Below are 23,745 nucleotides of genomic sequence, written 5' to 3' on the forward strand. Positions count from 1 at the left end.
GACTAGTTACCGTATCGCTTAAGCCACTCTTTCTCGAGCGCGTTTTGCCAGCTTGGGTGTGGTTCATCAATCGACTTAAATTGCTGAGTGTTTTTAGCACTTCCGGTCAGGTATTTGCTGCTCAAGACTGAAGGATCACCCCAAACATTAAGGTCACCCTTGCGAGATTGCGCTTCTGGGCTCAATAGGAAGTTGATGGTCACTTGAGCGCCTGCAGTTGCATTGGCATTCCAAGGAATCGCAAGGAAGTGAATGTTAGATAAAGCGCCGCTTTCTAACGCATAAGCCTTTGTGGTTTCCGCTAAACGGCCACTTGCTTGCGCTGAATACACAGAGTTTGGATTGAAGGTTATCGCGAGGTCGAGTTGTCCATCATCCAAAAGTTGGATGCTTTCAGATGTACCTGCAGGGAATTGTTTGCCACCACGCCATGCCACTTTATGGAATTTGTCTAGGTAAGCCCAAAGTGGTGCTGTTACCGATTGGAAGTTGTCTTCCGAAACCGGCTGAGCGAGCGCTGGGTTGTTATTTGTTAGTTCAATCAATAGAGACTTGATAAAGCTGGTGCCGTGAAATTCAGGTGGGCGAGGGTAGCTCAAACGGTTTGGGAAAGCCTGAGCGTAGCTCAACATCTCTGAAAACGATTGTGGCGGGTTGTGTAGTGTCTCTTGGTCGTGAATGAACACAAGTTGTCCAACGCCCCAAGGTGCTTCAAGGCCTTCAGTTGGTTCAGAGAAGTCGACATCAATAGGTAAAGACTTATCGACATATTGCCAGTTTGGAAGCGACTTCGTGAATGGGCCAAACAACAAAGCGTTGTCTTTCATTGAACGGAAGTTTTCGCCATTGATCCAAACGATGTCAACACTGCCTTCGCTATTCTTGTCTGCCGCTTTTTCTGCAAGTAAGCGAGTTGTGGTTTCTGCAATATCGGTTACTTTTACATGCTTTAAGGTGACACCGTAGTCGCTCTGTAACTTCTTGCCTGCCCATTGTAGGTAACGATTGATTTCTTGGCTTCCGCCCCAAGCGTGAAAGTAGACAGTTTCTCCCTCTGCCTGCTGTTCAATTTGGTTCCAGCTATCGGTTGATGTTGCTTCATCAGCATAAATGGTTGCGCTGTATGCAACGGTTGCCATGATTCCTAACGTACTTACTATCTTGTTCATAAACTTTTCCATTTGGTAGTGAACGGGCAAGAGCATTGTGTTTTCGAACTCCCTAATAGTTATTCTATCTGTTTCTGAAATAATTTCTAATTCAATAGTAAATTCAATCAATTACTAGGGGCCTCTGCCATCCTACCAACAGACCGTTAAAGCGGTGAATTAATTGCATCTAAATGAGCTTTTTTTGATATTTATTGGAGGCTGGTACGAAAAGAAGGCGAGCAGTAGCGTTTTTAATGATTAGGTTTTGAGCTGGCAATAAAAAGGAGCCCTGAAGGCTCCTTAAATCAATATCTGATGTCGATGACGGATTAGTTTACCCAGTCACGAATTGTGTACGTTAGTGTGTGTACATCGTTTTTCAGTACTAGCGTATCGTTTGTTAGCGTTACGTCGCTCCACTCGCTTAGAGTAGCAGAAACCGATTGTTCGATTTCCATCGCAGAGCCGTGACACATTTTCATTGTCATGCCCATTTGCTTAATGCGGAATTGACCGTCTTTCAGCTCGCCCTGACCAAAGAAGTTGTTACAACCAGCCATGCCGTTTGCTGTCATCTTTTCGCCGACCTCTAGACGAGGTGTTGCTTGATGTTCGCTTTTCTCAATGTCCTTACCATCAATCTGCGCAAGTTCCCAATTATGGTGCTGTAGATCGGTTGGTGTTACTTGCACAGCGTTATCACCTGTTGTCGTGCATGCTGCTAGCATCATAGGTAAAGCGGCTATTGCTAGTAATTTTTTTGAACTAAACTTCATACTATAAGGCTCCAAAGGAAAACGAAGTTATGGGGTATGTGTAACTTAATAGGTTAAAAGTATAGTTTACAAAACACTATATGTGTCAGTATAAGGTCATAGTTTATTATGTATATTATGACCTCAGCGACCAATTAATCGCTTATTTTTTAATTAGTAAGCTTGATTTTTAATGTGTAAGGAAGTGAGGAGGCATGGTGGAGCAGTTAGAGTTTTTCCAAGTTCTAAGCCCTTGCGTTGGGGTTTGCTCAAGCGATGAAAAAGGTTATTGCAATGGTTGTATGCGTAAAAGAGATGAACGTTTTAATTGGATGTCGATGACACCGTCAGAGCAATTGCACGTGATAAAACTGTGTCGTCAGCGCTATAGACGAAAAGTAATGAAGCAAAACAACTTAGTTGGTAAGCCTGAAAAAGAAGAGGGAAATACCAGCCCCCAAAGAGATCTTTTCGGCTAAAGTGAAGTGTTAAGATTTTATTTAACCCCGAAGTAACTATTACTTTACATAATGCTTGGTGTGTAATAATAAGATAGGTACGTTGTACCAGAAGGAAAGGTGTTGGTATGAATAAAAAGGACACAAAACTAAATAAAAAACCAGCCCAAGCACTGGATAGAAAGCGAATTGGGGCTAAAGATGATCCAGAAAAAAGTGCACGCGATTGGCATTCGATGACAGAAGAAGAGCAACTGGAGATACTTTCACACCTTTCAGATATGCCTTTTCAATAACATGCAGAGTGTTGTGAACGGTTAAATTTGTCTAAAGCTAAATCAACACCTTCATCAACTGGAAGTCGTTGCCTTCTCTAACTCAATGGGTATTGGGTATTTAGAAGGCAACCATTAATTTTATGATCTTTTAACTAAGAAACTTTCTACTGGCTCAGTGATAGGAAATTGTTGCAGATAGTGGGTTAATTAACGCCAAGATAAACACTACAGTCGGCTACGTTGCTTGCTGCTTTATTTATTAACTCAGCCAGAAATCGACTTACTTACTGCCCCAATGATCGCTAACCCAACCACCGATATGTTCATCAAAATGACTGCCATTGAACCTTTGGTTACGTTCCACCAAAGTATCACAATCGTCTTTTCTGTCTATTAGATCTTGTATGTAGTTTGTCATCGGGTCATTGCAACGTTGACGATCTTGGCGGGTTGCCACTTCCTTAATCAATTGCAATCGATATGTAGAGCTAGCACGTTTCATTTCAATGACCTCCTGTTTTAGACACTAATAGAAAAATCTAGTTGCCAGATATAGGGGCGTCAACGTGATTTAAGAGTATTTTTTTTGAGCAACCAAGAATCAATACGTTGGCATCATAATTCACAAAAGTGTCATTTAAGTTGGCATCTTTAGAGCAGTTTTCGGGTGTGACTTTTATGTTTTGTTGCATATAAAAAGGCCCAGTAAAAACTGAGCTTATTATTCGCTTCTAGTTACTTTGAGCTGCTTGGTTTGCTCTTAAATTGCTTGATGCTCTTCTTCTTTGCTGTTCGTCGGTTGGCCATTTTGTCTTTTGGCGGACGCTTACGAGCTGTTGATTCTGATGCAGGTTTATCAGTTACAGGGAAACCTTCCAACGATTGCAGCGGAAGTGGTTTGTTGGTCAGAGTTCGAATCGCATTGAGGTGTTCGTTTTCACTGTGGCTAACCAGTGAAATAGCACAGCCTGCGCTTCCTGCTCTCGCCGTTCTTCCTACGCGATGCACATAAGTTGCTGAGTGAGAAGGTAATTCAAAGTTGATCACAACAGGCAGCTGATCAATATGGATGCCACGAGCCATCACATCGGTTGCGATAAGCACGCGAGTTTCTCCATTTTTGAAACTCTCTAATGCCTGCGCGCGCTCTTCTTGGCTCTTGTTGCCATGTAACGCACTCACGCTGATCTTAGCTTTGTTTAATCGCTTGGTTAATGCGTCTGCATTGTCTTTCGCGCCAATAAAAACCAACACCTGTGGCCATTGGTTTTGATTAAGCAGGGCAATCAGAGCTTGAGCCTTACTGCCTTTGTTCACGAGATACAGTATTTCTTCAATGGTTTCGACAACGCTGTTTTCTTGGTGAGTCGTGATCTTCTCTGGGTTTGATAAAAGCGTTTCAGCTTGATTAACCAACTCTGGAGGAAGTGTCGCTGAGAATAGCAGTGACTGTCGTTTCGCTGGCAGAGCTTCGGTGATAGCTTGAATATCTGGCCAAAAGCCCATGTCGATTAATCGGTCTGCTTCATCAAGAACCAATGACATACATTGAGTTAACTCCAATTCGCCACTCTTGATGACAGCAAGTAAACGCCCCGGTGTTGCGATAGCAAGTTGTGGATTGGTTAATAATTGCTGTTGTTGGTCATCCGTGTTCACACCACCCGTCAACGTAATCGTGTTGATGTTAAGAGCCGTTGCGATGGGATCTAAAGATTCTGCGACTTGAGACGCAAGTTCACGTGTTGGAACGATAACAAGCGCTTGCAGTTCATTGACATCATGGTTGAGGTTGTTCAGCAAAGGTAAGCCAAACGCCAATGTTTTCCCGCTACCCGTTTGAGCCAACGCTAGCACGTCTTTCCCTGCAATAATTGTAGGAATTACTGCTTGTTGTATCTCTGTCGGTTTATCGAATTGAGATGGTATAGCCGCGACGGTTTTTGCGTTAAGGGTTAGGTTATCAAATGACATAAATGAACCAAGTATCAAAAGGGAGATGGAGTCTAACAGGGCTACAAATGTTAGAAAATCAGTTTTGCAGCCATAATGACAAGCTTATTGAAAACAAAGTAAAAAATGTTGTGAGTATAGTCAACTAACGGTTCAGTTTAGACTTTATGCAGGAGTGAATTACTCAACGTATATGACTGAAGTCCTTTTTTGTACGCAATGAGTCAATAATTAGCGCCCGGAGCAAATATCTAAAGTATTATATTCTCAAGTCGATATAATGGTTAGATATCAACTTGGTGAATGTATTTGTTTGAAGCCGAATTGAAGATTAAGAATGGCCATTGCTGATGATTACTGAAATTAACGGTCAGTTCGCTTTACAGAATAACAGAGACAGGGAGTCACTAATGCGTGAAGAGTCATTCACCCAGAAACGCAAATATTACCGTTTAAAGTACCCTCAAAAGGCACGCCCGGTGATGCGAATTAAGGATGAGCTTTTTCATGTCAGTGAAGTGTCTGAAAAGGGCGTACGACTAATGATGCGTAACATCATTCCTGTTTATCGCGGCTTTTCAATGGCAGGCACCCTAAGGTTGCATGACAACAACAGTATCGATATTAGTGGTGCGGTGTTGCGACAAGAAGGGGACGAAGTTATCATTCAGTTATCACAAGGTCCAAGCTTTAAAGATATGGTGTCTGAACAACGTCACATCAGACAGCGATACCCAGTATTTTTTGCAAGTTTGAGAGTGGCATAGAAAGCTTTTAAAGTTAGATTCACTCATTCAAGCCGATATTAAAAAGCCCAGCACTTTCTCAAGTGCTGGGCTTTACTATGTATGTAAGCAAACTAACGATACGGACAAACTAAAGTGCTTAGTCTGTCTATAGTTCGTTTTATAGCTCGTCTATTGTCGCCCAAACTGCGGCTAGCATGTCGTGACCAAATGCAACGCTGCGCTCTGGAGACCAACCGTACAGTTCGTCAGCGTGGCTGATGTGATCTTTAAATGGCATCTCGACTGTGTAAGCTAAACACTTGAACTGCTCACCAATCCAGTTTGTGCCAACCGTCATGTTCGCTTTGCCCAGTTCGTCTTTATCGTAACCAAACTCATCTTGGAACTCTGGCGTGATCGTCAGTAGTGCTTGCTTGAAGTGATTCTCTAGCTTAGCAATGCGCTCATTGTATGAAGGCGTGCCTTCGCTACCTGCTACAAAGTTATATGGAATCGCTTCGTCGCCGTGAATGTCTAGACACAGATCAACGCCTGTTTCTAGCATGCGTTCGCGAACAAAGAATACTTCTGGGCTACGTTCCATAGAAGGCGATTGCCATTCACGGTTCAGGTTAACGCCAATTGCGTTAGTACGCAGGTGACCGCGGATGCTGCCATCTGGGTTCATGTTAGGAACAACGCGGAAAACAACGCTGTCTAGCAGTGAACGACCTACCGTGTCCGTTTCATCAAGCAGGCGTTGCAACAGGCCTTCGATCAACCATTCAGCCATAGTCTCGCCAGGGTGTTGGCGACCAATAACCCAGATATTTTTCTTCTCTTCACTTGGCTCGCCGATGGTTAGCAAAGTGATGTCGTTGTTGTCTAGTGTGTGACCTAGAGTTTCAAGCTTACAAGCCGGGTGCGTTTGAGCACTGTGCAGAAGATCTTGGTGACGATCGTATGAATATGGTGCGAAGTACGCGAAGTACATTGAATCGTGCTCAGGAATGATATCGAAACTTAGTGTGTCGCCATCGAACTGAGATGGAATACGGAACCACTCTTCACGATCATAAGATGCAACCACGTCGTAATCTTTCCAGCCTTCAGGGTATGCAGACGTCGCCAATTGGCCGATTTCAAAGTGGTGTGCTTGTTGAGCATCACTTTCTAAGCGGAAGTGGAACCACTGAGAGATTTCAGTCTGGTTGTCTGCTGGGATAGTCAGTTGAATGTTTTGTGGTGAATCTGCTGAAACGACGTGAATGTTGCCGCTTTCGAAGTTGCTGAAAATTTTCATTGTAGTTTTTATCTCGTAGTTGAGTTGCCGTAAGACTAGCACACTTTTTTTCGAGCAAACCACTAACTAAATCGTAATGAGATGTTATTTCAACTATCTACTTTTTAGTTGTCTATTTTTGAACAACCAACTTGCCAACTATCGGCGCTGGCAAGTGGTACACCCACGACAGGCAGAGCGTGTGTGGCGATCTAACTTACTACGTTGCACCTTGCAGTAAGCGTTTTTCAATGCTCTTCGTCCAGAAAACCAATCGTCAGGTTTCGCAAGAATCAGATAACCATTAAATCGTTTGACGAGTTCGATTCTGTTCTGCTCGATGAACTTGCTATCAAACCCAATTTCAAAGTAATCAAGCGCTTGTTCGATGGAGGTGAAACTCGCTATTTTTTGCTGGAATTCTGTTTGGTTCATGGAGTGAAGAGCTTATGAAAAGAGTTAGCCGATATTGTATTAGATTTACAATTTACTTCTTTGACTTAGAAAGCCGTTTTGTATCGTTGATATTAGATTAATCAATAATCAACATTTAAGCATAGCCTTATATTTAGCAAGTGATTAGGTTTCGAGGGGACTAATTTCGCGAAATAACCGTGGGTTCTCAGAAAGGTTCAATTTTTGTTCCTCAGGTTGCGATTTATGATCCAAATCAAACAGATCTACCCCTAAAGTACTACTCTGATCTCAATTGTAACCAATTGTTGAAGATGATTAAGAATTATGACAATAAAAAAACGTTATATCGCACTAATAGCGGCGGTCGGTATAGGTATTGGCTGGTTAACCTTAGGGGGAGCTGCAGCTGTTATGCACTATACATCGAGCACTGAGTTTTGTGTTTCTTGCCACACGATGGAAGCCCCCCACAAAGAGTATCAAGGTTCAGTTCACTTCAGTAACGCAACAGGCATTCGAGCCGAATGTGCCGATTGCCACATTCCAACGGATCCGATTGACTACGTGATCACCAAAGTAAGAGCGTCTAAAGACATCTACCACGAATTCATCACAGGTAAGATCGACACGCCTGAGAAATACGAAGCACACCGTGAAGAGATGGCTGAAACAGTATGGGCTCAATTCCGTGAGAATGACTCAGCGACGTGTCGCTCTTGTCACGAATTCGATGCAATGGAAGAGTTCGAGCAATCTCGTGATGCGGCGAAAATGCACGCTTACGGTAAAGAGCACAACCAAACGTGTATCGATTGTCATAAAGGCGTAGCGCACTTTGCCCCTGAAGCTCAGCTAGACAGCAAAGCCTTCGATACCCTGATCGCCTTTACCAAAAACACGCCAGCAGATGCGAAAGTGGTTTACCCAGTAACCGATATCGCAATGGGCGAGTTCGGTAGCGTAAACCCAACGGCTGAACTTGAAGTCGTTAAAGCTGAAGGCGACAACCGTACGGTGACTCTGAATGCGTTCCAAATGAAAGGTGCAGAACAAGTGCTTTACTTCGGTGAAGGTCAACGTGCAATCGTTGCGACACTGACAGACAAAGGTCAAGAAGCACTGACTACTGGTGAATATAAAGCCGATGCTTATGGTAACGAGTGGCGTTCAGTGGCGTTAACGGGTGATATTACTGACCCAGTTGTCGATACCCTAGACCCAATCTGGTCTTATGCAGAAGAGTTGGACAATGTTTACTGTGCAACGTGTCACGCGAAGATTCCTTCAAACCACTTCACTGTGAATGCTTGGGGACCTGTTGCGAAAAGTATGGGCGACCGTACCGACATTTCTGAGCAAAACCTTGAGCTGCTGACTAAGTACTTCCAAAACCACGCGAAAGACGTTGTTGGTCACTAAAGAGAATTAGAAGGATAAAATTATGACTAATATGACCCGTCGTGGATTTATGAAAGGCACAAGTATCACTGCTGGTGCGTTGGCATTCACATCCTTGACGCCGATGAGCGCAATGGCTTCTGACAAGCGCGGTTCTGGTGTTCTAACATCAGGCCGTATGGGACCAATGCTGTGTGAAGTGAAAGATGGCAAGTTAGTGTCGACAACGAATGCACTGGCACAAACCGTTCCAAACAGCCTACAAACTACAGGCCCTGACCAAGTACACACCAAAGCGCGTGTTAAATACCCTATGGTTCGTAAAGGCTACTTGGCTAACCCATCTGCACCTGAAGGTGTACGTGGTAGCGATGAGTTTGTTCGCATCTCTTGGGATGAAGTGTACAAACTGATTCATCAACAACACTCACGTATTCGTAAAGAGCACGGTGCAGAGTCTGTATTCGCAGGTTCTTACGGTTGGCGTTCAAGTGGTGTTTTGCATAAAGCGCAAACACTTTTACAACGTTACATGAGCATGGCTGGTGGTTACTCTGGTCACTTAGGTGATTACTCAACAGGTGCTGCGCAGGTCATCATGCCGCACGTGGTGGGTTCGATTGAAGTATACGAGCAACAAACGACTTACCCAGTCATCCTTGAACACAGTGATGTGGTAGTACTTTGGGGTCTAAACCCAATCAATACCTTGAAGATCGCTTGGAGCTCAACGGACTGTGCAGGTCTTGAATTCTTCCACCAGTTGAAGAAATCGGGCAAGACAGTGATCGCGATTGATCCAATGCGTTCTGAGACTATCGAGTTCTTTGGCGACAACGCAGAGTGGATTGCTCCGCACCCAATGACTGACGTAGCCATGATGATGGGTATTGCGCACACATTAGTGAAGCAGGGTAAACACGACAAAGAATTCTTGGGCAAATACACAACAGGTTATGACGTATTCGAAGCTTACCTAATGGGCAAAGAAGACGGCGTTGAAAAATCTGCTGAGTGGGCGTCTGAGATCTGTGGTGTGCCAGTGAAGCAGCTTGAGCTACTTGCTGATATCTTCAGTAAGAACCGCACTATGCTGATGTCTGGCTGGGGTATGCAGCGTCAACAATACGGTGAACAACGTCACTGGATGTTGGTCACGCTAGCGACAATGCTAGGTCAAGTTGGCTTGCCTGGTGGTGGTTTCGGTCTTTCTTACCACTACTCAAACGGTGGTAACCCAGCTCGTGATGCAGGTGTACTTCCTGCGATTTCAGCGTCGCTTGGCGGTGGTTCTTCGGCGGGTAATGACTGGGCAGTTTCAGGAGCTGTGAACGCATTCCCTGTCGCGCGTATTGTTGAAGCGCTAGAAAATCCGGGTTCAAGCTACCATCACAATGGCCACAACCTAACGTTCCCAGAGATCAAAATGATCTGGTGGGCAGGAGGTGCGAACTTTACTCACCACCAAGATACCAATCGCTTGATTAAAGCGTGGCAAAAACCTGAGCTGATTGTTATCTCAGAACCTTACTGGACAGCAGCAGCTAAACACGCGGATATTGTGTTGCCAATTACTACATCGTTTGAACGTAATGATATGACGATGACAGGTGACTACAGTAACCAGCACCTAGTGCCAATGAAGAAAGTAGTTGAGCCTCAAGGTGAAGCGCGTAATGACTTCGATGTGTTTGCGGACATGTCTGAGTTACTTGCCCCAGGTGGCCGTGATGTGTACACAGAAGGCAAGACCGAAATGGAATGGCTGTACGGTTTCTACAAAACCGCACAGCAAGGTGGTCGTGGTCAGCGCATCGTAATGCCTAACTTCAGCAAGTTCTGGGAAGATAACCAACTGATTGAGATGAAGTGGAACGAGAAGAATGCACAGTTCGTTCGTTACGCAGATTTCCGTGAGAACCCAATCATGAACCCACTAGGTACACCGAGTGGCAAGTTCGAGATTTTTTCAAGAACGATTGAAGGTTACCAACTAGACGATTGTCCGGCGCACCCTACTTGGTTAGAGCCAACAGAGTACACCGGCAATGCAAAAGATGGTGAACTGCAATTGATGACAGCGCACGCCGCGCACCGTCTACACAGTCAGTTCAACTACGCCAAGATTCGTGAAGAGTACGCGATCGCAGACCGCGAGCCGATTTCAATTCACCCTGAAGACGCAAAAGCGCGTGGTATTAAAACGGGTGATTTGGTTCGTGCACACAATGGTCGTGGCCAAGTATTGGTTGGTGCATTAGTGACTGATGGCATCAAACAAGGCTCTGTATGTATCCATGAAGGCGGTTGGCCAGATTTAGATAAAGATACAGGCCTATGTAAAAACGGCGGCTGTAACGTACTTACGTTGGATATTCCGACCTCTCGTTTGGCGAATGGTTGTGCGGCGAACTCTGCGCTTGTGAAAATTGAAAAATACACAGGCCCAGTATTAGAACTGACGGCATTTGATCCACCTAAAAATGGTTAATCTTTAACGAGAAATAGCTAATTGAACGAAGCCAGCCTAGCCGCTGGCTTTTTTTATGATCTTTTTTGCGGTGGAAAGACTATTACTGTGTGTCGAGTAGACAACTCATAATAATCAACGACATCAAAGCAAGAGAGAATCCCATGAATCGGATCAACCCAAAGAAGTTATTTCGTAGCAAATGGACAGCCGTAAGTCCTGTGAAGAAAGAAAAGCACTTTATGGTCACAGAAGTCGAATTTGATGAAGGGGAGGTAGTGCGCTGCATGATAGAGGCGGTAATGACCAAACGAGAAGAAGACATCAATTGGCGAGACCTCATTGATAATCAAAATTGGCTCCCAGGCTGGAAATAGGGGAGAGAATATTGTTCTTTGTTAAAGGTCGTTAGATCATTCTAAGGCAAACTAGAGGCTACCAGTTTCTCCAAGCTTGTTTTAGCCGGTGATGGAGAGCCGTGGTCTTGTTTTATTCTGCCTTTGATTTATCCATTGAACAAAGTGAATCTCTGGCTCTGAAATTTTGATAAATAGTTCGCATTCTAATGATTTGTGTACGAACTATTTTCTTTGTTCTTGGTTTGTGGACTTTATTGTTCACTCAAGTTTTAAATAAACATTCAATAATCTTTTAGCCGTTGACACATAATTTATAAGGTTTATTGTTTTTTTAATTTTATATAAATATCAATATATTATGTTTTTTTAAGTTGATGTTGAATTGGTTTTTTTATGGTTGATTATAGTCTTAACAGAATTTTTTACAGTATAGAATCTCTTGATCCTTACCAGGCAATTGATTAGAGTGCTAATTGTTTTCCGGGTTTAAATAAACTACTTTTAATCTTAAATAGCCGTTTTTAAGCTTAAAAAAACTAAGAAAGGATTAGATTACATGGATCCCATACTGGAAGTTAAGGGACTGTACAAGGTGTTTGGTGAAGACACTGATCGTGCTTTTTCAATGATTGATGAAGGTGCGGATAAAGACAAAGTTTTCGAAGAGACAGGGCTAACGATCGGTGTTAACGATGTTTCTTTGAGTATTCAAGAAGGTGAAATTTTCGTCATAATGGGATTGTCAGGATCTGGCAAATCAACCCTAGTACGCCTTCTTAACCGCTTGATTGAACCTACCAAGGGCAATGTGCTTCTTCGAGGCAAAGATATTGCCCACATCTCAGAAGATAGACTCCGCGAAGTTCGCCGTAATAACATCTCTATGGTTTTCCAAAATTTCGCCTTGATGCCACATATGACGGTGATCGAGAACGCAGCTTTTGGCCTTGAGCTAGCAGGTGTGGAAGCCGATATACGAAAACAGTCAGCATTTACAGCACTAGAACGAGTTGGCCTTGGCCCATATCCAGAATCTTATCCAGATGAATTGTCTGGTGGGATGAAACAGCGCGTTGGTTTGGCTCGTGCTCTCGCCTGTGACCCTGACATTTTATTAATGGACGAAGCGTTTTCTGCACTCGACCCTTTGATTCGTACTGAAATGCAAGACGAGCTAATCCGACTGCAAAATGACGACAAGCGTACGATTGTTTTTATTTCCCATGATCTTGATGAGGCAATGAGAATCGGCGATCGAATTGCGATTATGCAAAATGGTGAGGTGGTTCAAGTTGGTACACCAGACGAGATCTTAAATAGCCCTGCTAATGACTATGTTGAAGCCTTTTTCCGAGGTGTTAATGTGGCGAGTGCATTGACCGTCAAAGATATTGCTCGCAAGAAACCTGCGGCGGTATTTAAGAAGTCAGAACATGACGGCCCAGCCTCCGCATTACAGATATTGATGGATAACGACCGTGAATACGGCATCGTTATTGATAAGAGCAGTCACTACTCCGGCATTGTTTCTGTTGAGTCTCTTCGTAAAGCACACAAAGAAAATAAGTCATTAGTTAGTGCTCAATTAGATGATGGCTTAACTCTTAACCCGGATTTACCAATCAACGACGTACTTGGCCTTGTTGGCGGTGTTCCTTACTCCGTTCCTGTCGTCGACGATAAAGGTACTTACTTTGGCGTGGTAACTAAATCACGACTGCTACAAACATTGGATAAGGGGTAGAGCATGTCGTCAGAACAAATAGATAATGACCCGTGGTCACAATCCACTAAATCAGAACCATCAGATCAACCTGCAAGTGACCCATGGGGTCAAGCAAGTGATACATCACCATCGGCTGATTGGTTAAGCAGTGAAACAGTAGAGACTGCACCTTTTGATCCACTAAACCCATTTGCGGAAGCAGTGTTGCCAGTTGATAATTGGGTTGAATCTGGATTGAATTGGCTAGTTGAACATGGTCGACCATTATTTCAGGCAGTACGTATACCTATCGATTTCATTTTAAGTTCATTTGAAACGGCACTTGTGTCTACACCTGCACCATTCATGCTGATCATTTTGTTTTTGGTTGCATGGCAGTTTTCAAACCTCAAGCTTGGTGTTGCGACTGCAGTATCCCTTACTTTTATTGGCTTGATTGGCGCTTGGTCTGAAGCGATGACCACTCTTTCACTGGTTATGACATCGGTATTCTTCTGTTTATTGATCGGCTTACCAATGGGTATATGGTTGGCCCGAAGTAATACTGCCGCTAAATTTGTGCGTCCAATTCTCGATGCGATGCAAACCACGCCTGCTTTCGTTTATTTGGTACCCATCGTTATGTTATTTGGTATTGGTAACGTGCCGGGCGTAGTGGTAACGATCATATTTGCATTACCACCAGTGGTACGTTTGACCATCTTGGGTATCCAACAGGTACCGGAAGAATTGATTGAAGCGGGACATTCGTTCGGTGCCAATAAAAAGCAAATGCTTTATCGCATTCAGCTGCCGCTCGCCTTGCCAACTATAATGGCAGGTGTAAACCAAACACTCATGTTGTCGCTGTCTATGGTTGTTATAGCGTCAATGATCGCAGTAGGCGGTTTAGGCCAAATGGTACTGAGAGGTATCGGTCGTTTAGATATGGGGCTTGCTGCTGTCGGTGGCTTAGGCATTGTTATTCTTGCAATCCTACTTGATCGAATTACTCAAGTTTTAGGGGTTAATGCAGGTGATACAAAACTACGCTGGTACCGTATGGGACCTGTTTCCATTTTACTTAACGCTTTAAATCGCGGTAACCAATCAAAACTACAATCAAGGAAAAACACTAATGAATAATTCATGGAAGAGCAAATTAGCTGTTAGCATCGTTTCTACATTAGCCGTATCAACAAATGTTTGGGCAGCAAGCTTACCGGGTGAAGGTATCTCCGTTCAACCTGTTCAATCGTCTGTAGCGGAAGAAACATTCCAAACTTTGATCGTTAATCGTGCTTTAGAAGAACTTGGCTATGACGTGAAATCGACGCAAGAAGTGGACTACAACGTAGGTTATACCTCGATCGCAAAAGGTGACGCCACATTCCTATCAGTAGGCTGGTTTCCACTTCATGATGATAAATACAAAATGGCAGGTGGCGATGATAAGTTTTATCGTGAAGGTCAATATGTCAGCGGTGCAGCTCAGGGCTACTTGATTGATAAGAAAACGGCAGAAAAGTATAACATTACGAATATTGGTCAACTAACCGATCCAAAAATTGCGAAACTGTTTGATGCAAATGGAGATGGTAAAGCTGATCTAACGGGCTGTAACCCAGGTTGGGGTTGTGAGACGGTTATTGAGCACCAACTTTCAGCATTTAAACTGGATGATACGGTTACTCATAATCAAGGTAACTATGCAGCCATCATTGCTGATACCATTTCGCGCTACCAAAAGGGTGAATCAATTCTATACTACACGTGGACACCGTATTGGGTGAGTGGTGTATTGGTTCCAAATGAAGATGTAGTTTGGTTAGAAGTTCCATTTTCTTCACTTCCTGGTGATCGTTCTGATGTTGATACTACGCTATCTAACGGTAAGAACTATGGCTTCCAAATGAACTCAATGCGTATTATCGCGAATAAAGAGTTTGCAAAAAATAATCCATCCGCGGCTAAGCTTTTCGAAATCATCAAGCTTAACATCAATGATGTAAGTGCACAGAACATGATGATGAGCAAGGGTAAAAACAGCTCTGCTGATATCGAAGCACACGTGAACGGCTGGATTAAAGCGAACCAAAGCATGTTTGATGGTTGGATTGAAGAAGCCAAGAAAGCAGCACTATAACAACGTTTAATTGTATTAGTTCAGACTAAGTGAGTACTTTCTTTGGTGTTTGTGAGCATCAAAGAAACGCTATAATACTCAGTCAGGAAACGATGAAGTTAATCATTAAAAAGCTAGCAGTCTTATTCCGACGCTGGCTTTTTATTTTATGTTCTAGCGCTCACATTGAACAGCTAAGCTTTTAGAAAACTCGATAACTCAGTTGTGTTTTGAATATGGATATAAGTATGACTTATCACAAACATCAGAAGGGGGAAGAGTAGAGTGTTTGGTGTCAAATTAATTAAAATAAATAGTGAGTCACATTGTTTATGACTCACTATCAATAATGAGACTGTTTTCTTAATTATTTAAAACCGAAATTGATACTACATTTGAAGACAAATCAAAATGAACATTAACAGTTACGTCTTCACGCTCAAAAGTCACATCATCAAAGTCTGTTGCTGCTATTTTAAATCCGCTCAGTGCGAATAGACTTGTTACGATTGTTCTCTGTTTTTTCTCCATCACGCTCGTTAGTAGCTTGTCCATTGTCATCAATCCTTAAGTGATCATGTGCATAAGGAAACGATACAGACTTCAAAAAGTGAAAGCAATTGCTCAATTAATGGCCACGGCTAATTGAGATCGTTGATATTACTTATGTATACAAAATAGTGATAAGAAAGATCGTACTTTTTTCACTTTTGTATCAGATCTCAAGTGTTTTGTGAGGTGGTTTAAGTTTGTCTAACGTACTTGCGTAATTATGAAAACAGTCAATGAAACATATAGTTACAAAGTAGTAGGTTTTGCGCTAATACAAAATGCTGGTTAATTGCTAATAGACTAACTAGATATAACACTTGTTCCCATATATTAACTTTTAACATGTGATATTTTTATTGGAAGCGGTTACTTACTATAGTACCTCAACATTATACCATCTAAGGCTTAGTTATTGGGCTCATCGTCTACAATAACCTCACCAGTCATTGAGTTATAATAAATGGAGAGTTCTGGAACTGTCCTGTAATGGTAGCGACATTGATCGGTTTGAATGTATTCAGCGATATAGTCTGTATCTGTAGGAGAATTAAAGCTAGAAATACTTGGTGGGTCTGCGAATAGCGCATCCCAGACCGATATGCAATCATCGATATTGTCTAACCTTGGAAAGTCTTCCTCTAAATGCCATTGCTGGGCAGGGTACCCCCACTCATTGAAATCAAGCTGTCCAGTAGCGGAGTCATCGTAAATAGGAATATTGGTTGCAGGGCCACCGCCATTCGTTGCCATTAACTTTGAATAAGCAAAGTCGACACCTGTTTTAAAAGATGCGCCCGTCCCTTTCACAACAGCTACATGAGAATTGGTACTAATATTTAGATATCTAGGAGCAGCGGTCACAGCAATTATTCCGAGAATTACAATTACGACAACAAGCTCAAGAAGTGTAAAGCCGTTCTTTTTCATTGACTATCCCCTCTTTAAAAGCCACTAGTATGCATCATAAGCCACTCTTACCAAAGGAAATATCTTTTCTATGGTGACAATTTTACTATCTAATATCGATGTTATGATTCCAAAATACTGATCTTTTACAAATTGAGACGTGTAGATTAAGGTTCAGCATTATTAGATTAGGGAGCTTTAGCGTTACGAGTTTCTTCGAGATGCTTTGGATCTAAGCGCTTCCGTCGGTAAAAGCATCATTTGACGAATATTTTTGATAGCGGGCTAATAACGCCATTGGCCCCTCTGTCAATGATGTGGGTATATATTTGGGTTGTTTTCAAATCACAGTGTCCTAGTTGTTCTTGAACGGTTCTAATATCCGCACCACTTTGAAGAAGATGTGTAGCAAATGAGTGTCTTAAGGTATGGCATGAGATATTTTTATCAATGTTCGCTTTTTGGCCAGCGACCTTAATGTGCTTTTGCAGCGCTGTTGGGTGAATATGATGTCTACGTACCTCGCCTGTTTGTAAATCTGACGACAAACGATTAGAAGGAAAGAGAAATTGCCAATTTAAATTCGTTTCTGCATTTGGATATTTTCTAGCTAAAGCCTCAGGGAGGTATACACCAGAAAAAGTTTCGTCATTCACGTCTTGTTGATAATAACTCGTAGATACCTGTTGTTGATGTTTGATTGCTGGGAAAAGTTCTGGAGCTATTGTAACTATACGGTTTTTGCCTCCTTTACCTTGCCATACACGTACGGATTTATATTCATAATCGATATCTTGTATGCGTAAACGCACGCATTCCATTAAACGCAAGCCTGACCCATACATTAATTGGTAAGCCAATTTGTAATTAGGTGAGCAGTGACTGAATAACCTTCCAATTTCTTCTGGAGTCATAATCGTGGGCAATTTTCTGGACTTGTCTGAACGTCGAAACTGCATATCAAGATCTATGGGTTTTTGAATGATTTCTTTGTATAAAAATACTAGTGAATTGAGTGCCAGACTTTGTGTTTTCTTTGCTGATTTTTTGTCAACAACAAGGTGCGTTAGGAAATCCTCTACATGCCTAGAGGTTAAGCGTTTTGGGTGTATTTTGTCATGATAAAGAATGTATTGGTGGATCCAATAAATGTACGCTTCGGTTGTACGAAGAGCATAGTTTCTCCCAAGCATATATTCTTGTATGTGCGATAAAAATGGTGATTTTTTCATTAAGCTTTTACTGGTTATATATACATAAACTGCAGTTTGGCATATCAACTCATACTATATAGAAAAAATCTGCATTGTGGGATGAAGGCTTAGGGTTGTAGTATTTAAGCTACTGTTATTTTTCATAAAAATGGGATATGGTTTATGTTATTAAGGTACTAGATATAAAAGTTCTGTATTTAAGTACAGAATTTTTCTGTCTAATAACTGTTAGGCTTTCGGAGGTAATATGAACTCAAGTATGGTAGCTTTGCATTCACATTGGCTGAATGCTGATGCTGTAAATGTCGTAATCAACGCAAATTTACCAGTCGATGACAGTTATTCAAGTGAGTTGCAAACTCTATCTCAGTTACACTCATCATTTCGTAGGATTTCAGTTTTTTACTCGTTGTTATACGTTGTAGTCGAAGGTTATCGCGAACTAGATATTACCGGTGAAAGAGTGGATTCATTATTGGAACAATACGATTTTGTAGATGCTTTGCGGCTTTTTAGAAACGCCACATTTCATTATCAAAAAGCCCCAATACCTGAAAAAGCGATGAAATTTCTTGAAACCGAAAATAGTGAAAATTGGATTCAAGATCTTCATGTTGCATTTCGTCAGTACTTTGAAAAGCAGTTGCCGATAAGGGAAACAATGGAGAAACTAAAAGCCTAACAAAGCGTTTAAGGCAGATTCCCAACGCTTGGCATTTTCAGTTCAAGTTTGGTTTAGTGTTTACGGTGCAATGGTTTAGATTAGGTGGTAGCGTTGCTCACTACTTAACGCGGCGTTAGTTTGCAAGGGGCAGAAAAGCGTTTGTGGTCTAAAAGCCTTGTTCTGCGTTCTAGCTATTCACCTGTTCGCTTTCCAATCTCACGAGCTTTCCGGTGGCACTATTTTGGAAGCGTTTGCGGTGAGTTAGTAATTTACTGGTTCTAACATTATTGCTAGTTCTTTGGCGCGTTTTCTTTTTCTTGGTGACTAATTCGCTAACAAATAGCTTAGTCACATTTGGTTGTCAGGTTAGTCGAACGAATCCTTTGCCAGTTAAAGTGCTTCAAACCGTGGTTGTTTGTCGTATGTCGCTTCTTAGCCCAGTACGTTTTGTTGGTTGGTTTTGAATTCTGAGCTGCCCGTTTTACTTTTGCATTCAAAGCCAGTAGTTTTGTAACTAATTCAGCACCTTGGCGCTAAACCTCTGGTTTCATCGAGGTGGCAAACTAACAAAGCGCTTAAGACAGATTCGCAACGCGTGGCATTTTTAGTATGCGTTGATTTATGTGTTTAAGGCACTATGCAGTGGCTTCGTATTGCGTTGCTCACTACTTAGCTTAGCGTTATGCGCAATTGATCTCATAAGCGTCTGGTTCTTTAGTTTATTCTCTTCTTTGGTTTATTACACAAAGAGGAAAGGACATGATCCAAACATTAATGGATGCTATTGATGAGCGTCTTGAAATTCGTTTTACCTACAGCGGTTACGACCGAGTTGCACAGCCTGCTGCAATTGGGGAATCAAGAAAAGGCAATGTAGTTTTGCGTTGCTATCAAACAGAAGGCGGTCATGTTACCCCTGGTCATGAATGGGATTTATGTATCGTAGATGACATATCTAGCTTAACTGTTACTAATGATGTGTTTGAAGATAATCCGCCGGGGTACAAGAAAGGTGATAAACAAATGCGTGAGGTATATGCTGAGTTGTAGACTCGTTTGCGCATAACAAACTGTTTAAGAGTGATTCGCAACGCATGGCATTTTTACTATGCGTTGCGTTTAGTGTTTAAGGTGGTATGCGATAGCTTCGGTATTGCGTTGCTCACACCTTAACAGAGCGTTATATTTTTCTGAGGTATCGATGGAACAAATAATTTCTAAATCATTTGATGAAATGGTCGTGACTTACACCCGAACGCTAACAAACTTTTATCCAGCGCGAGGGAGTACTGGTTTCACAGAAGCCAACCAAGTTCATATCTACGTAAATGCCCTAATGAAGTGTCTCGATGATGATCGAGCTGTATCATGGCTTGAGTTTCCGTGGGTTGAGAAAAAGCAGCACATTGATGGTTTTGTTTTTTCCCCTAAGCACAAAGCTGTTTTTTTCATTGAGGCAAAACGTTTATCTCACACAAAGAAAAAACAAGAAATTATAAACGATATTGAGCGTCTACATCATCGAGACAAAAAGTTCCTTCATGACAATGGGATTACCGGTTTCGAAAGTGAATACGTAGTTGCTTTATCTGATGTTTGGCTTGAGACAAAGTGGAAACGCTCGATGCCTGAATGGTGGTGTGGACTAAACAATGTACCAGAGCAAGTTGTGGCACATGGTTCACTTAGTACCCCAGATAGTACAATTCACAATAGCTTGGTTGATCTAAATTGGCACCGAAGTACCCCATATGCATATTGGATGGGTGAGCATTGTGAAAGCGTAAAAAACTACTGTTTATTGATGGCGGCATCAAAAATATAACAAACAATTTAAGAGTGATTCCCCACGCTTGGCATTTTTGGTTTGGATTTGGTTTAGTGTTTACGGTGTTCAAATTGAGTGTCGTGGTAGCGTGGCTCACACCTTAATTGGGCGTTAGATGCTCGTGATTTCCCAAAATCGTGAGTAATGCATATTGTTGCGTGTGCATATCTCATGTAAGTTGCTCTTGGACCTAAATAAGAAGTAGAGGGCTAAGCAATGCATAAAGAAACATTTACCGCATCGGTTCAATATAATGATCAAACAGGCACAGCTGCTGCCGATCATTCAGATGATGACAGTCTAATTTCATGGTTGAGAGACAATGGGCACGCAGAAGATTCAGAGTTCCTTATTGGTGTTGAAATGTTTGTCAGCGATATGGCTATTGAGAATGACGATGATCCAGTATGGGTTAGTGCCTTTTTAGAAGATGAAAATGACGGCTCTATAAGAAAGGTAAGGGCTAATATGTCATTTGAGGGTTTCTTTTCCTCTTTTAAACGGTTCAATATCATGCTCTCTCGTGGTGGCGAATTGACAGATGAAGATGTATCAATAGATAGTGAGACGGAAGTAGACTAGCGCATCTAACAAGGCGTTTAAGACAGATTCCCAACGCATGGTATTTTTCATTCCATCGTTGGGTTTTGTGTTTAAGGTGGTATGGTTAAGTTTCGTGGTTGCGTTGCTCACTACTTAACGCGGCGTTAGTTTGCAAAGGGCAGAAAGGCATTTATGGTCTGAAAGCCTTGTTCTGCGTCCTCGCTATTCACCTGTTATTTCCCAAAGACTTTTCATCGAAATAGGCACCTCGCGTAGCCCGTTTTTCGGTTAATTGGCTTCCGTGTTACTCATTTCTTCCGTGTTAGTAAGGTTCATTTCTCAATATTCTTGCGCGCTGCTTCTTTGGTTTTGAAAGTTAAGCGGGAACATTGAAAGATGGTATTTGTGGCTGTCGGCATCTACGAAAGTCTTCTTAGCCAAATACGTTTTGTCGGTAGGGTTTAAATTCTGAGCTGTCCGTTTTACTTTTGTGTTCAAAGCCAGTAGTTTTGTAACCAATTCAGCATCTTGGCGCTAAGCCTTTGGCTTCATCGCGGTGGCAAACTAACAAAGCGCTTAAGGCAGATTCGCAACGTGTGGCATTTTTAGTATGCGTTGATTTATGTGTTTAAGGTGTTATGCGGTGGCTTCGTATTACGTTGCTCACTACTTAGCTTAGCGTTATGCGTACTAATCAAAAACTCACTTTACATGTTTATTTATACAGTTGTCTTGTGTATGCTCCGAATGTAATAAAAGGAGATGTACATCATGACAATAACATACGAAGCAAAAGTCCCTAGCCCGTCAGAATTTTGCGAAATGAGAGTGAAGGCTGGGCTGTCTCCAAAGTCGTTAAAAGCTGCCACTATTGCTTTGCCAAATAGCTTGTACGCTATCTCGGTTCGAGATGATGATGTGCTAATTGCTATGGGGCGGGTAGTTGGAGACGGCGCATGTAACTTTGAAGTCGTGGATGTTGCAGTTGATCCGAACTATCAAGGCCAAGGGTTAGGCCGGAAGGTCATGGAGCATATAGATAACTATTTGTCGTCGGTTGCTCTTGAAGGCTCTTATGTTTCAATGATCGCAGATGAGCCAGTGTTTTACGAGAAATTAGGGTACAAGCTTGTTTCTCCATCCAGCCAAGGAATGACGAAGAAATTTAAGCCGCACGCATAACAAAGCGTTTAAGGCAGATTCGCAACGCTCGGCATTTTCGGTTTGATTTGAATTTAGTGTTTACGGCACAATATTTTAGGTGTGGTGGTCGGCGTTGCTCACTACTTAACGCGGCGTTAGTTTGCAAGGAGCAGAAAAGCGTTTGTGGTCTAAGAGCGTTGTTCTACGTTCTAGCTATTCACCTGTTCCTTTTCCAATCTCACGAACTTTCCGGTGGCACTATGTTGGAAGCGTTTGCGGTGAGTGAGTCACTTACGGGTTCTAACATTGTTGCTAGTTCATTGGTGCGTTTTCTTTTTCTTGGCGGCTCATTCGCTAACAAATAGCTTAGTCACACTTGGTTGTCAGGTGAGTCGAACGAATCCTTTGCCAGTTAAAGCGCTTCAAACCGTGGTTGTTTGTGGTATGTCACTTCTTAGCCACGTGCGTTTTGTTGGTTGGGTTTTAATTCTGAGCTGCTTGTTTTACTTTTGCGTTTAAAGCCAGTATTTTATAGCTAATTCAGCACCTTAGCGCTAAACCTCTAGTTTCATCACGGTGGCAAACTAACAAAGCGCTTAAGACGGACTAACAAACGCTCGGCATTTTTGGTTTGATTAAGTTGTGTGTTTAAGGTGTTCAAATTGAGTAGGGTGGCAGGTTTGTTAGCCACTTAGCTTAGCGTTAGTTTGCAAAGGGCAGAAAAGCATTTATGGTCTAAAAGCTTTGTCCTACGTTCTAGCTATTCACCTGTTCGTTTTTCAATCTCACGAACTTTCCGGTGGCACTATATTGGAAGCGTTTGCGGTGCGTTAGTCACTTACTGGTTCTAACATTGTTGCTAGTTCTTTGGTGCGTTTTCTTTGTCTTGGTGCTGATTCGCTAACAAATGGCTTAATCGCACTTGGTTGTCAGGTTGGTCGAACGAATCCTTTGTCAGTTAAAGCACTTCAAACCGTGGTTGTTTGTCGTATGTCGCTTCTTAGCCAAGTGCGTTTTGTTGGTTGGGTTTAAATTCTAAGCTGCTCATTTTACTTTTGCGTCGAAACCCAGTAGTTTCATAGCCAATTCAGCACCTTGGCGCTAAACCTCTGGCTTCATCGTGGTGGCAAACTAACAAAGCGCTTAAGGCAGATTCGCAACGTGTGGCATTTTTAGTATGCGTTGATTTATGTGTTTAAGGTGTTATGCGGTGGCTTCGTATTGGGTTGCTCACTACTTAGCTTAGCGTTAGTTTGCAAAGGGCAGAAAAGCATTTATGGTCTAAAAGCCTTGTTCTGCGTCCTCGCTATTCACCTGTTATTTCCCAAAGACTTTTCATCGAAATAGGCACTTCGCGTAGCCCGTTTTTCGGTTAATTGGCTTCCGTGTTACTCATTTCTTCCGTGTTAGTAAGGTTCATTTCTCAATATTCTTGCGCGCTGCTTCTTTGGTTTTGAAAGTTAAGCGGGAACATTGAAAGATGGTATTTGTGGCTGTCGGCATCTACGAAAGTCTTCTTAGCCAAATACGTTTTGTCGGTAGGGTTTAAATTCTGAGCTGTCCGTTTTACTTTTGTGTTCAAAGCCAGTAGTTTTGTAACCAATTCAGCATCTTGGCGCTAAGCCTTTGGCTTCATCGCGGTGGCAAACTAACAAAGCGCTTAAGGCAGATTCGCAACGTGTGGCATTTTTAGTATGCGTTGATTTATGTGTTTAAGGTGTTATGCGGTGGCTTCGTATTACGTTGCTCACTACTTAGCTTAGCGTTAGTTTGCAAAGGGCAGAAAAGCGTTTGTGGTCTAAAAACCCTGTTCTGC

Annotated in this window: 23 protein-coding genes; 14 read left to right on the forward strand and 9 right to left on the reverse strand. The window is 42.3% G+C overall.

Annotated features, from left to right (window positions below):
- Positions 1-2 precede the first annotated feature (2 nt).
- Both OCT63_RS17870 and OCT63_RS17875 read right to left on the reverse strand, forming a co-directional pair.
- Positions 3-1,169, reverse strand: a complete 1,167-nt coding sequence (locus tag OCT63_RS17870; RefSeq protein ID WP_161686032.1) for an ABC transporter substrate-binding protein — start codon at positions 1,167-1,169, stop codon at positions 3-5.
- Between the two features lie 311 nt (positions 1,170-1,480).
- Entirely contained in the window at positions 1,481-1,927 is a 447-nt protein-coding gene (locus tag OCT63_RS17875) for an META domain-containing protein (protein WP_161686030.1), read from the reverse strand.
- A gap of 194 nt (positions 1,928-2,121) precedes the next feature.
- Here OCT63_RS17875 and OCT63_RS17880 point away from each other — a divergent pair, with 194 nt between their 5' ends.
- Together OCT63_RS17880 and OCT63_RS17885 are read left to right on the forward strand one after the other, a co-directional pair.
- A complete protein-coding gene (locus OCT63_RS17880) occupies positions 2,122-2,385 on the forward strand; it encodes a DUF1289 domain-containing protein (protein WP_161686028.1) in 264 nt (87 codons plus the stop codon).
- Positions 2,386-2,492: 107 nt separating this feature from the next.
- On the forward strand, positions 2,493-2,660 hold the full coding sequence (locus OCT63_RS17885) for a hypothetical protein (RefSeq protein ID WP_167346763.1): 168 nt from the start codon (positions 2,493-2,495) through the stop codon (positions 2,658-2,660).
- Positions 2,661-2,922: 262 nt separating this feature from the next.
- Here the strand turns inward: OCT63_RS17885 and OCT63_RS17890 are convergent, their stop codons facing one another.
- Both OCT63_RS17890 and OCT63_RS17895 read right to left on the reverse strand, forming a co-directional pair.
- Entirely contained in the window at positions 2,923-3,144 is a 222-nt protein-coding gene (locus OCT63_RS17890; RefSeq protein ID WP_060467992.1) for a hypothetical protein, read from the reverse strand.
- 233 nt (positions 3,145-3,377) lie between these two features.
- On the reverse strand, positions 3,378-4,616 hold the full coding sequence (locus OCT63_RS17895) for a DEAD/DEAH box helicase (RefSeq protein ID WP_161686026.1): 1,239 nt from the start codon (positions 4,614-4,616) through the stop codon (positions 3,378-3,380).
- A 389-nt stretch (positions 4,617-5,005) separates the two neighbouring features.
- Between OCT63_RS17895 and OCT63_RS17900 the strand changes: the two genes are divergently transcribed.
- Positions 5,006-5,362 carry a PilZ domain-containing protein gene (locus OCT63_RS17900; protein ID WP_161686255.1) on the forward strand — a complete coding sequence of 119 codons (357 nt, stop codon included), beginning with the start codon at positions 5,006-5,008 and terminating at the stop codon, positions 5,360-5,362.
- 139 nt (positions 5,363-5,501) lie between these two features.
- Here the strand turns inward: OCT63_RS17900 and OCT63_RS17905 are convergent, their stop codons facing one another.
- Together OCT63_RS17905 and OCT63_RS17910 are read right to left on the reverse strand one after the other, a co-directional pair.
- Positions 5,502-6,626, reverse strand: a complete 1,125-nt coding sequence (locus tag OCT63_RS17905) for a M14 family metallopeptidase (RefSeq protein ID WP_161686024.1) — start codon at positions 6,624-6,626, stop codon at positions 5,502-5,504.
- A 138-nt stretch (positions 6,627-6,764) separates the two neighbouring features.
- A complete protein-coding gene (locus OCT63_RS17910; protein WP_019824239.1) occupies positions 6,765-7,040 on the reverse strand; it encodes a nitrogenase-stabilizing/protective protein NifW in 276 nt (91 codons plus the stop codon).
- Positions 7,041-7,346: 306 nt separating this feature from the next.
- On the opposite strand from OCT63_RS17910, the gene OCT63_RS17915 reads away from it, so the two are divergent.
- The 6 genes from OCT63_RS17915 (at position 7,347) to proX (ending at position 15,100) form a co-directional block, all read left to right on the forward strand.
- Positions 7,347-8,441, forward strand: a complete 1,095-nt coding sequence (locus tag OCT63_RS17915; protein WP_161686022.1) for a NapC/NirT family cytochrome c — start codon at positions 7,347-7,349, stop codon at positions 8,439-8,441.
- 22 nt (positions 8,442-8,463) lie between these two features.
- Positions 8,464-10,911, forward strand: coding sequence for a molybdopterin guanine dinucleotide-containing S/N-oxide reductase (locus OCT63_RS17920; protein WP_269984208.1), 2,448 nt, complete (start codon positions 8,464-8,466; stop codon positions 10,909-10,911).
- A gap of 143 nt (positions 10,912-11,054) precedes the next feature.
- Positions 11,055-11,267 carry a TIGR02450 family Trp-rich protein gene (locus OCT63_RS17925; RefSeq protein WP_060467988.1) on the forward strand — a complete coding sequence of 71 codons (213 nt, stop codon included), beginning with the start codon at positions 11,055-11,057 and terminating at the stop codon, positions 11,265-11,267.
- A gap of 538 nt (positions 11,268-11,805) precedes the next feature.
- Positions 11,806-12,993: a glycine betaine/L-proline ABC transporter ATP-binding protein ProV gene (gene proV / locus OCT63_RS17930; protein ID WP_060467987.1), complete on the forward strand. Its 1,188-nt coding sequence runs from the start codon at positions 11,806-11,808 to the stop codon at positions 12,991-12,993.
- A gap of 3 nt (positions 12,994-12,996) precedes the next feature.
- A complete protein-coding gene (gene proW / locus OCT63_RS17935) occupies positions 12,997-14,100 on the forward strand; it encodes a glycine betaine/L-proline ABC transporter permease ProW (RefSeq protein ID WP_060467986.1) in 1,104 nt (367 codons plus the stop codon).
- The gene (gene proX / locus OCT63_RS17940; RefSeq protein ID WP_060467985.1) at positions 14,093-15,100 is read left to right on the forward strand and encodes a glycine betaine/L-proline ABC transporter substrate-binding protein ProX; all 1,008 of its coding nucleotides are present in this window, start codon (positions 14,093-14,095) and stop codon (positions 15,098-15,100) included. The genes proW and proX overlap by 8 nt, the downstream gene beginning before the upstream one ends.
- Positions 15,101-15,442: 342 nt before the next feature.
- On the opposite strand, the gene OCT63_RS17945 is transcribed toward proX, so the two are convergent.
- From OCT63_RS17945 to OCT63_RS17955, 3 genes are all read right to left on the reverse strand, one after another.
- Complete coding sequence (locus tag OCT63_RS17945; protein WP_060467984.1) at positions 15,443-15,634, reverse strand: hypothetical protein; 192 nt, start codon at positions 15,632-15,634, stop codon at positions 15,443-15,445.
- A 402-nt stretch (positions 15,635-16,036) separates the two neighbouring features.
- Positions 16,037-16,558, reverse strand: coding sequence for a prepilin-type N-terminal cleavage/methylation domain-containing protein (locus OCT63_RS17950; RefSeq protein ID WP_269984209.1), 522 nt, complete (start codon positions 16,556-16,558; stop codon positions 16,037-16,039).
- Positions 16,559-16,794: 236 nt separating this feature from the next.
- On the reverse strand, positions 16,795-17,769 hold the full coding sequence (locus OCT63_RS17955; protein ID WP_161673356.1) for an integron integrase: 975 nt from the start codon (positions 17,767-17,769) through the stop codon (positions 16,795-16,797).
- Between the two features lie 229 nt (positions 17,770-17,998).
- Between OCT63_RS17955 and OCT63_RS17960 the strand changes: the two genes are divergently transcribed.
- The 5 genes from OCT63_RS17960 (at position 17,999) to OCT63_RS17990 (ending at position 21,968) form a co-directional block, all read left to right on the forward strand.
- Positions 17,999-18,433, forward strand: a complete 435-nt coding sequence (locus tag OCT63_RS17960) for a hypothetical protein (protein WP_161749054.1) — start codon at positions 17,999-18,001, stop codon at positions 18,431-18,433.
- Positions 18,434-19,174: 741 nt separating this feature from the next.
- Positions 19,175-19,465 (forward strand): hypothetical protein, encoded by a 291-nt coding sequence (locus OCT63_RS17965; RefSeq protein WP_269984210.1) that lies wholly within the window; start codon positions 19,175-19,177, stop codon positions 19,463-19,465.
- Positions 19,466-19,616: 151 nt separating this feature from the next.
- The gene (locus OCT63_RS17975) at positions 19,617-20,240 is read left to right on the forward strand and encodes a hypothetical protein (RefSeq protein WP_269984211.1); all 624 of its coding nucleotides are present in this window, start codon (positions 19,617-19,619) and stop codon (positions 20,238-20,240) included.
- A 219-nt stretch (positions 20,241-20,459) separates the two neighbouring features.
- Complete coding sequence (locus tag OCT63_RS17985) at positions 20,460-20,825, forward strand: hypothetical protein (protein ID WP_269984212.1); 366 nt, start codon at positions 20,460-20,462, stop codon at positions 20,823-20,825.
- Between the two features lie 732 nt (positions 20,826-21,557).
- Positions 21,558-21,968, forward strand: a complete 411-nt coding sequence (locus OCT63_RS17990) for a GNAT family N-acetyltransferase (protein ID WP_054963648.1) — start codon at positions 21,558-21,560, stop codon at positions 21,966-21,968.
- Positions 21,969-23,745: the final 1,777 nt, after the last annotated feature.

Source organism: Vibrio sp. RW (assembly GCF_027587105.1).
Classification (GTDB): Bacteria; Pseudomonadota; Gammaproteobacteria; order Enterobacterales; family Vibrionaceae; genus Vibrio; species Vibrio toranzoniae.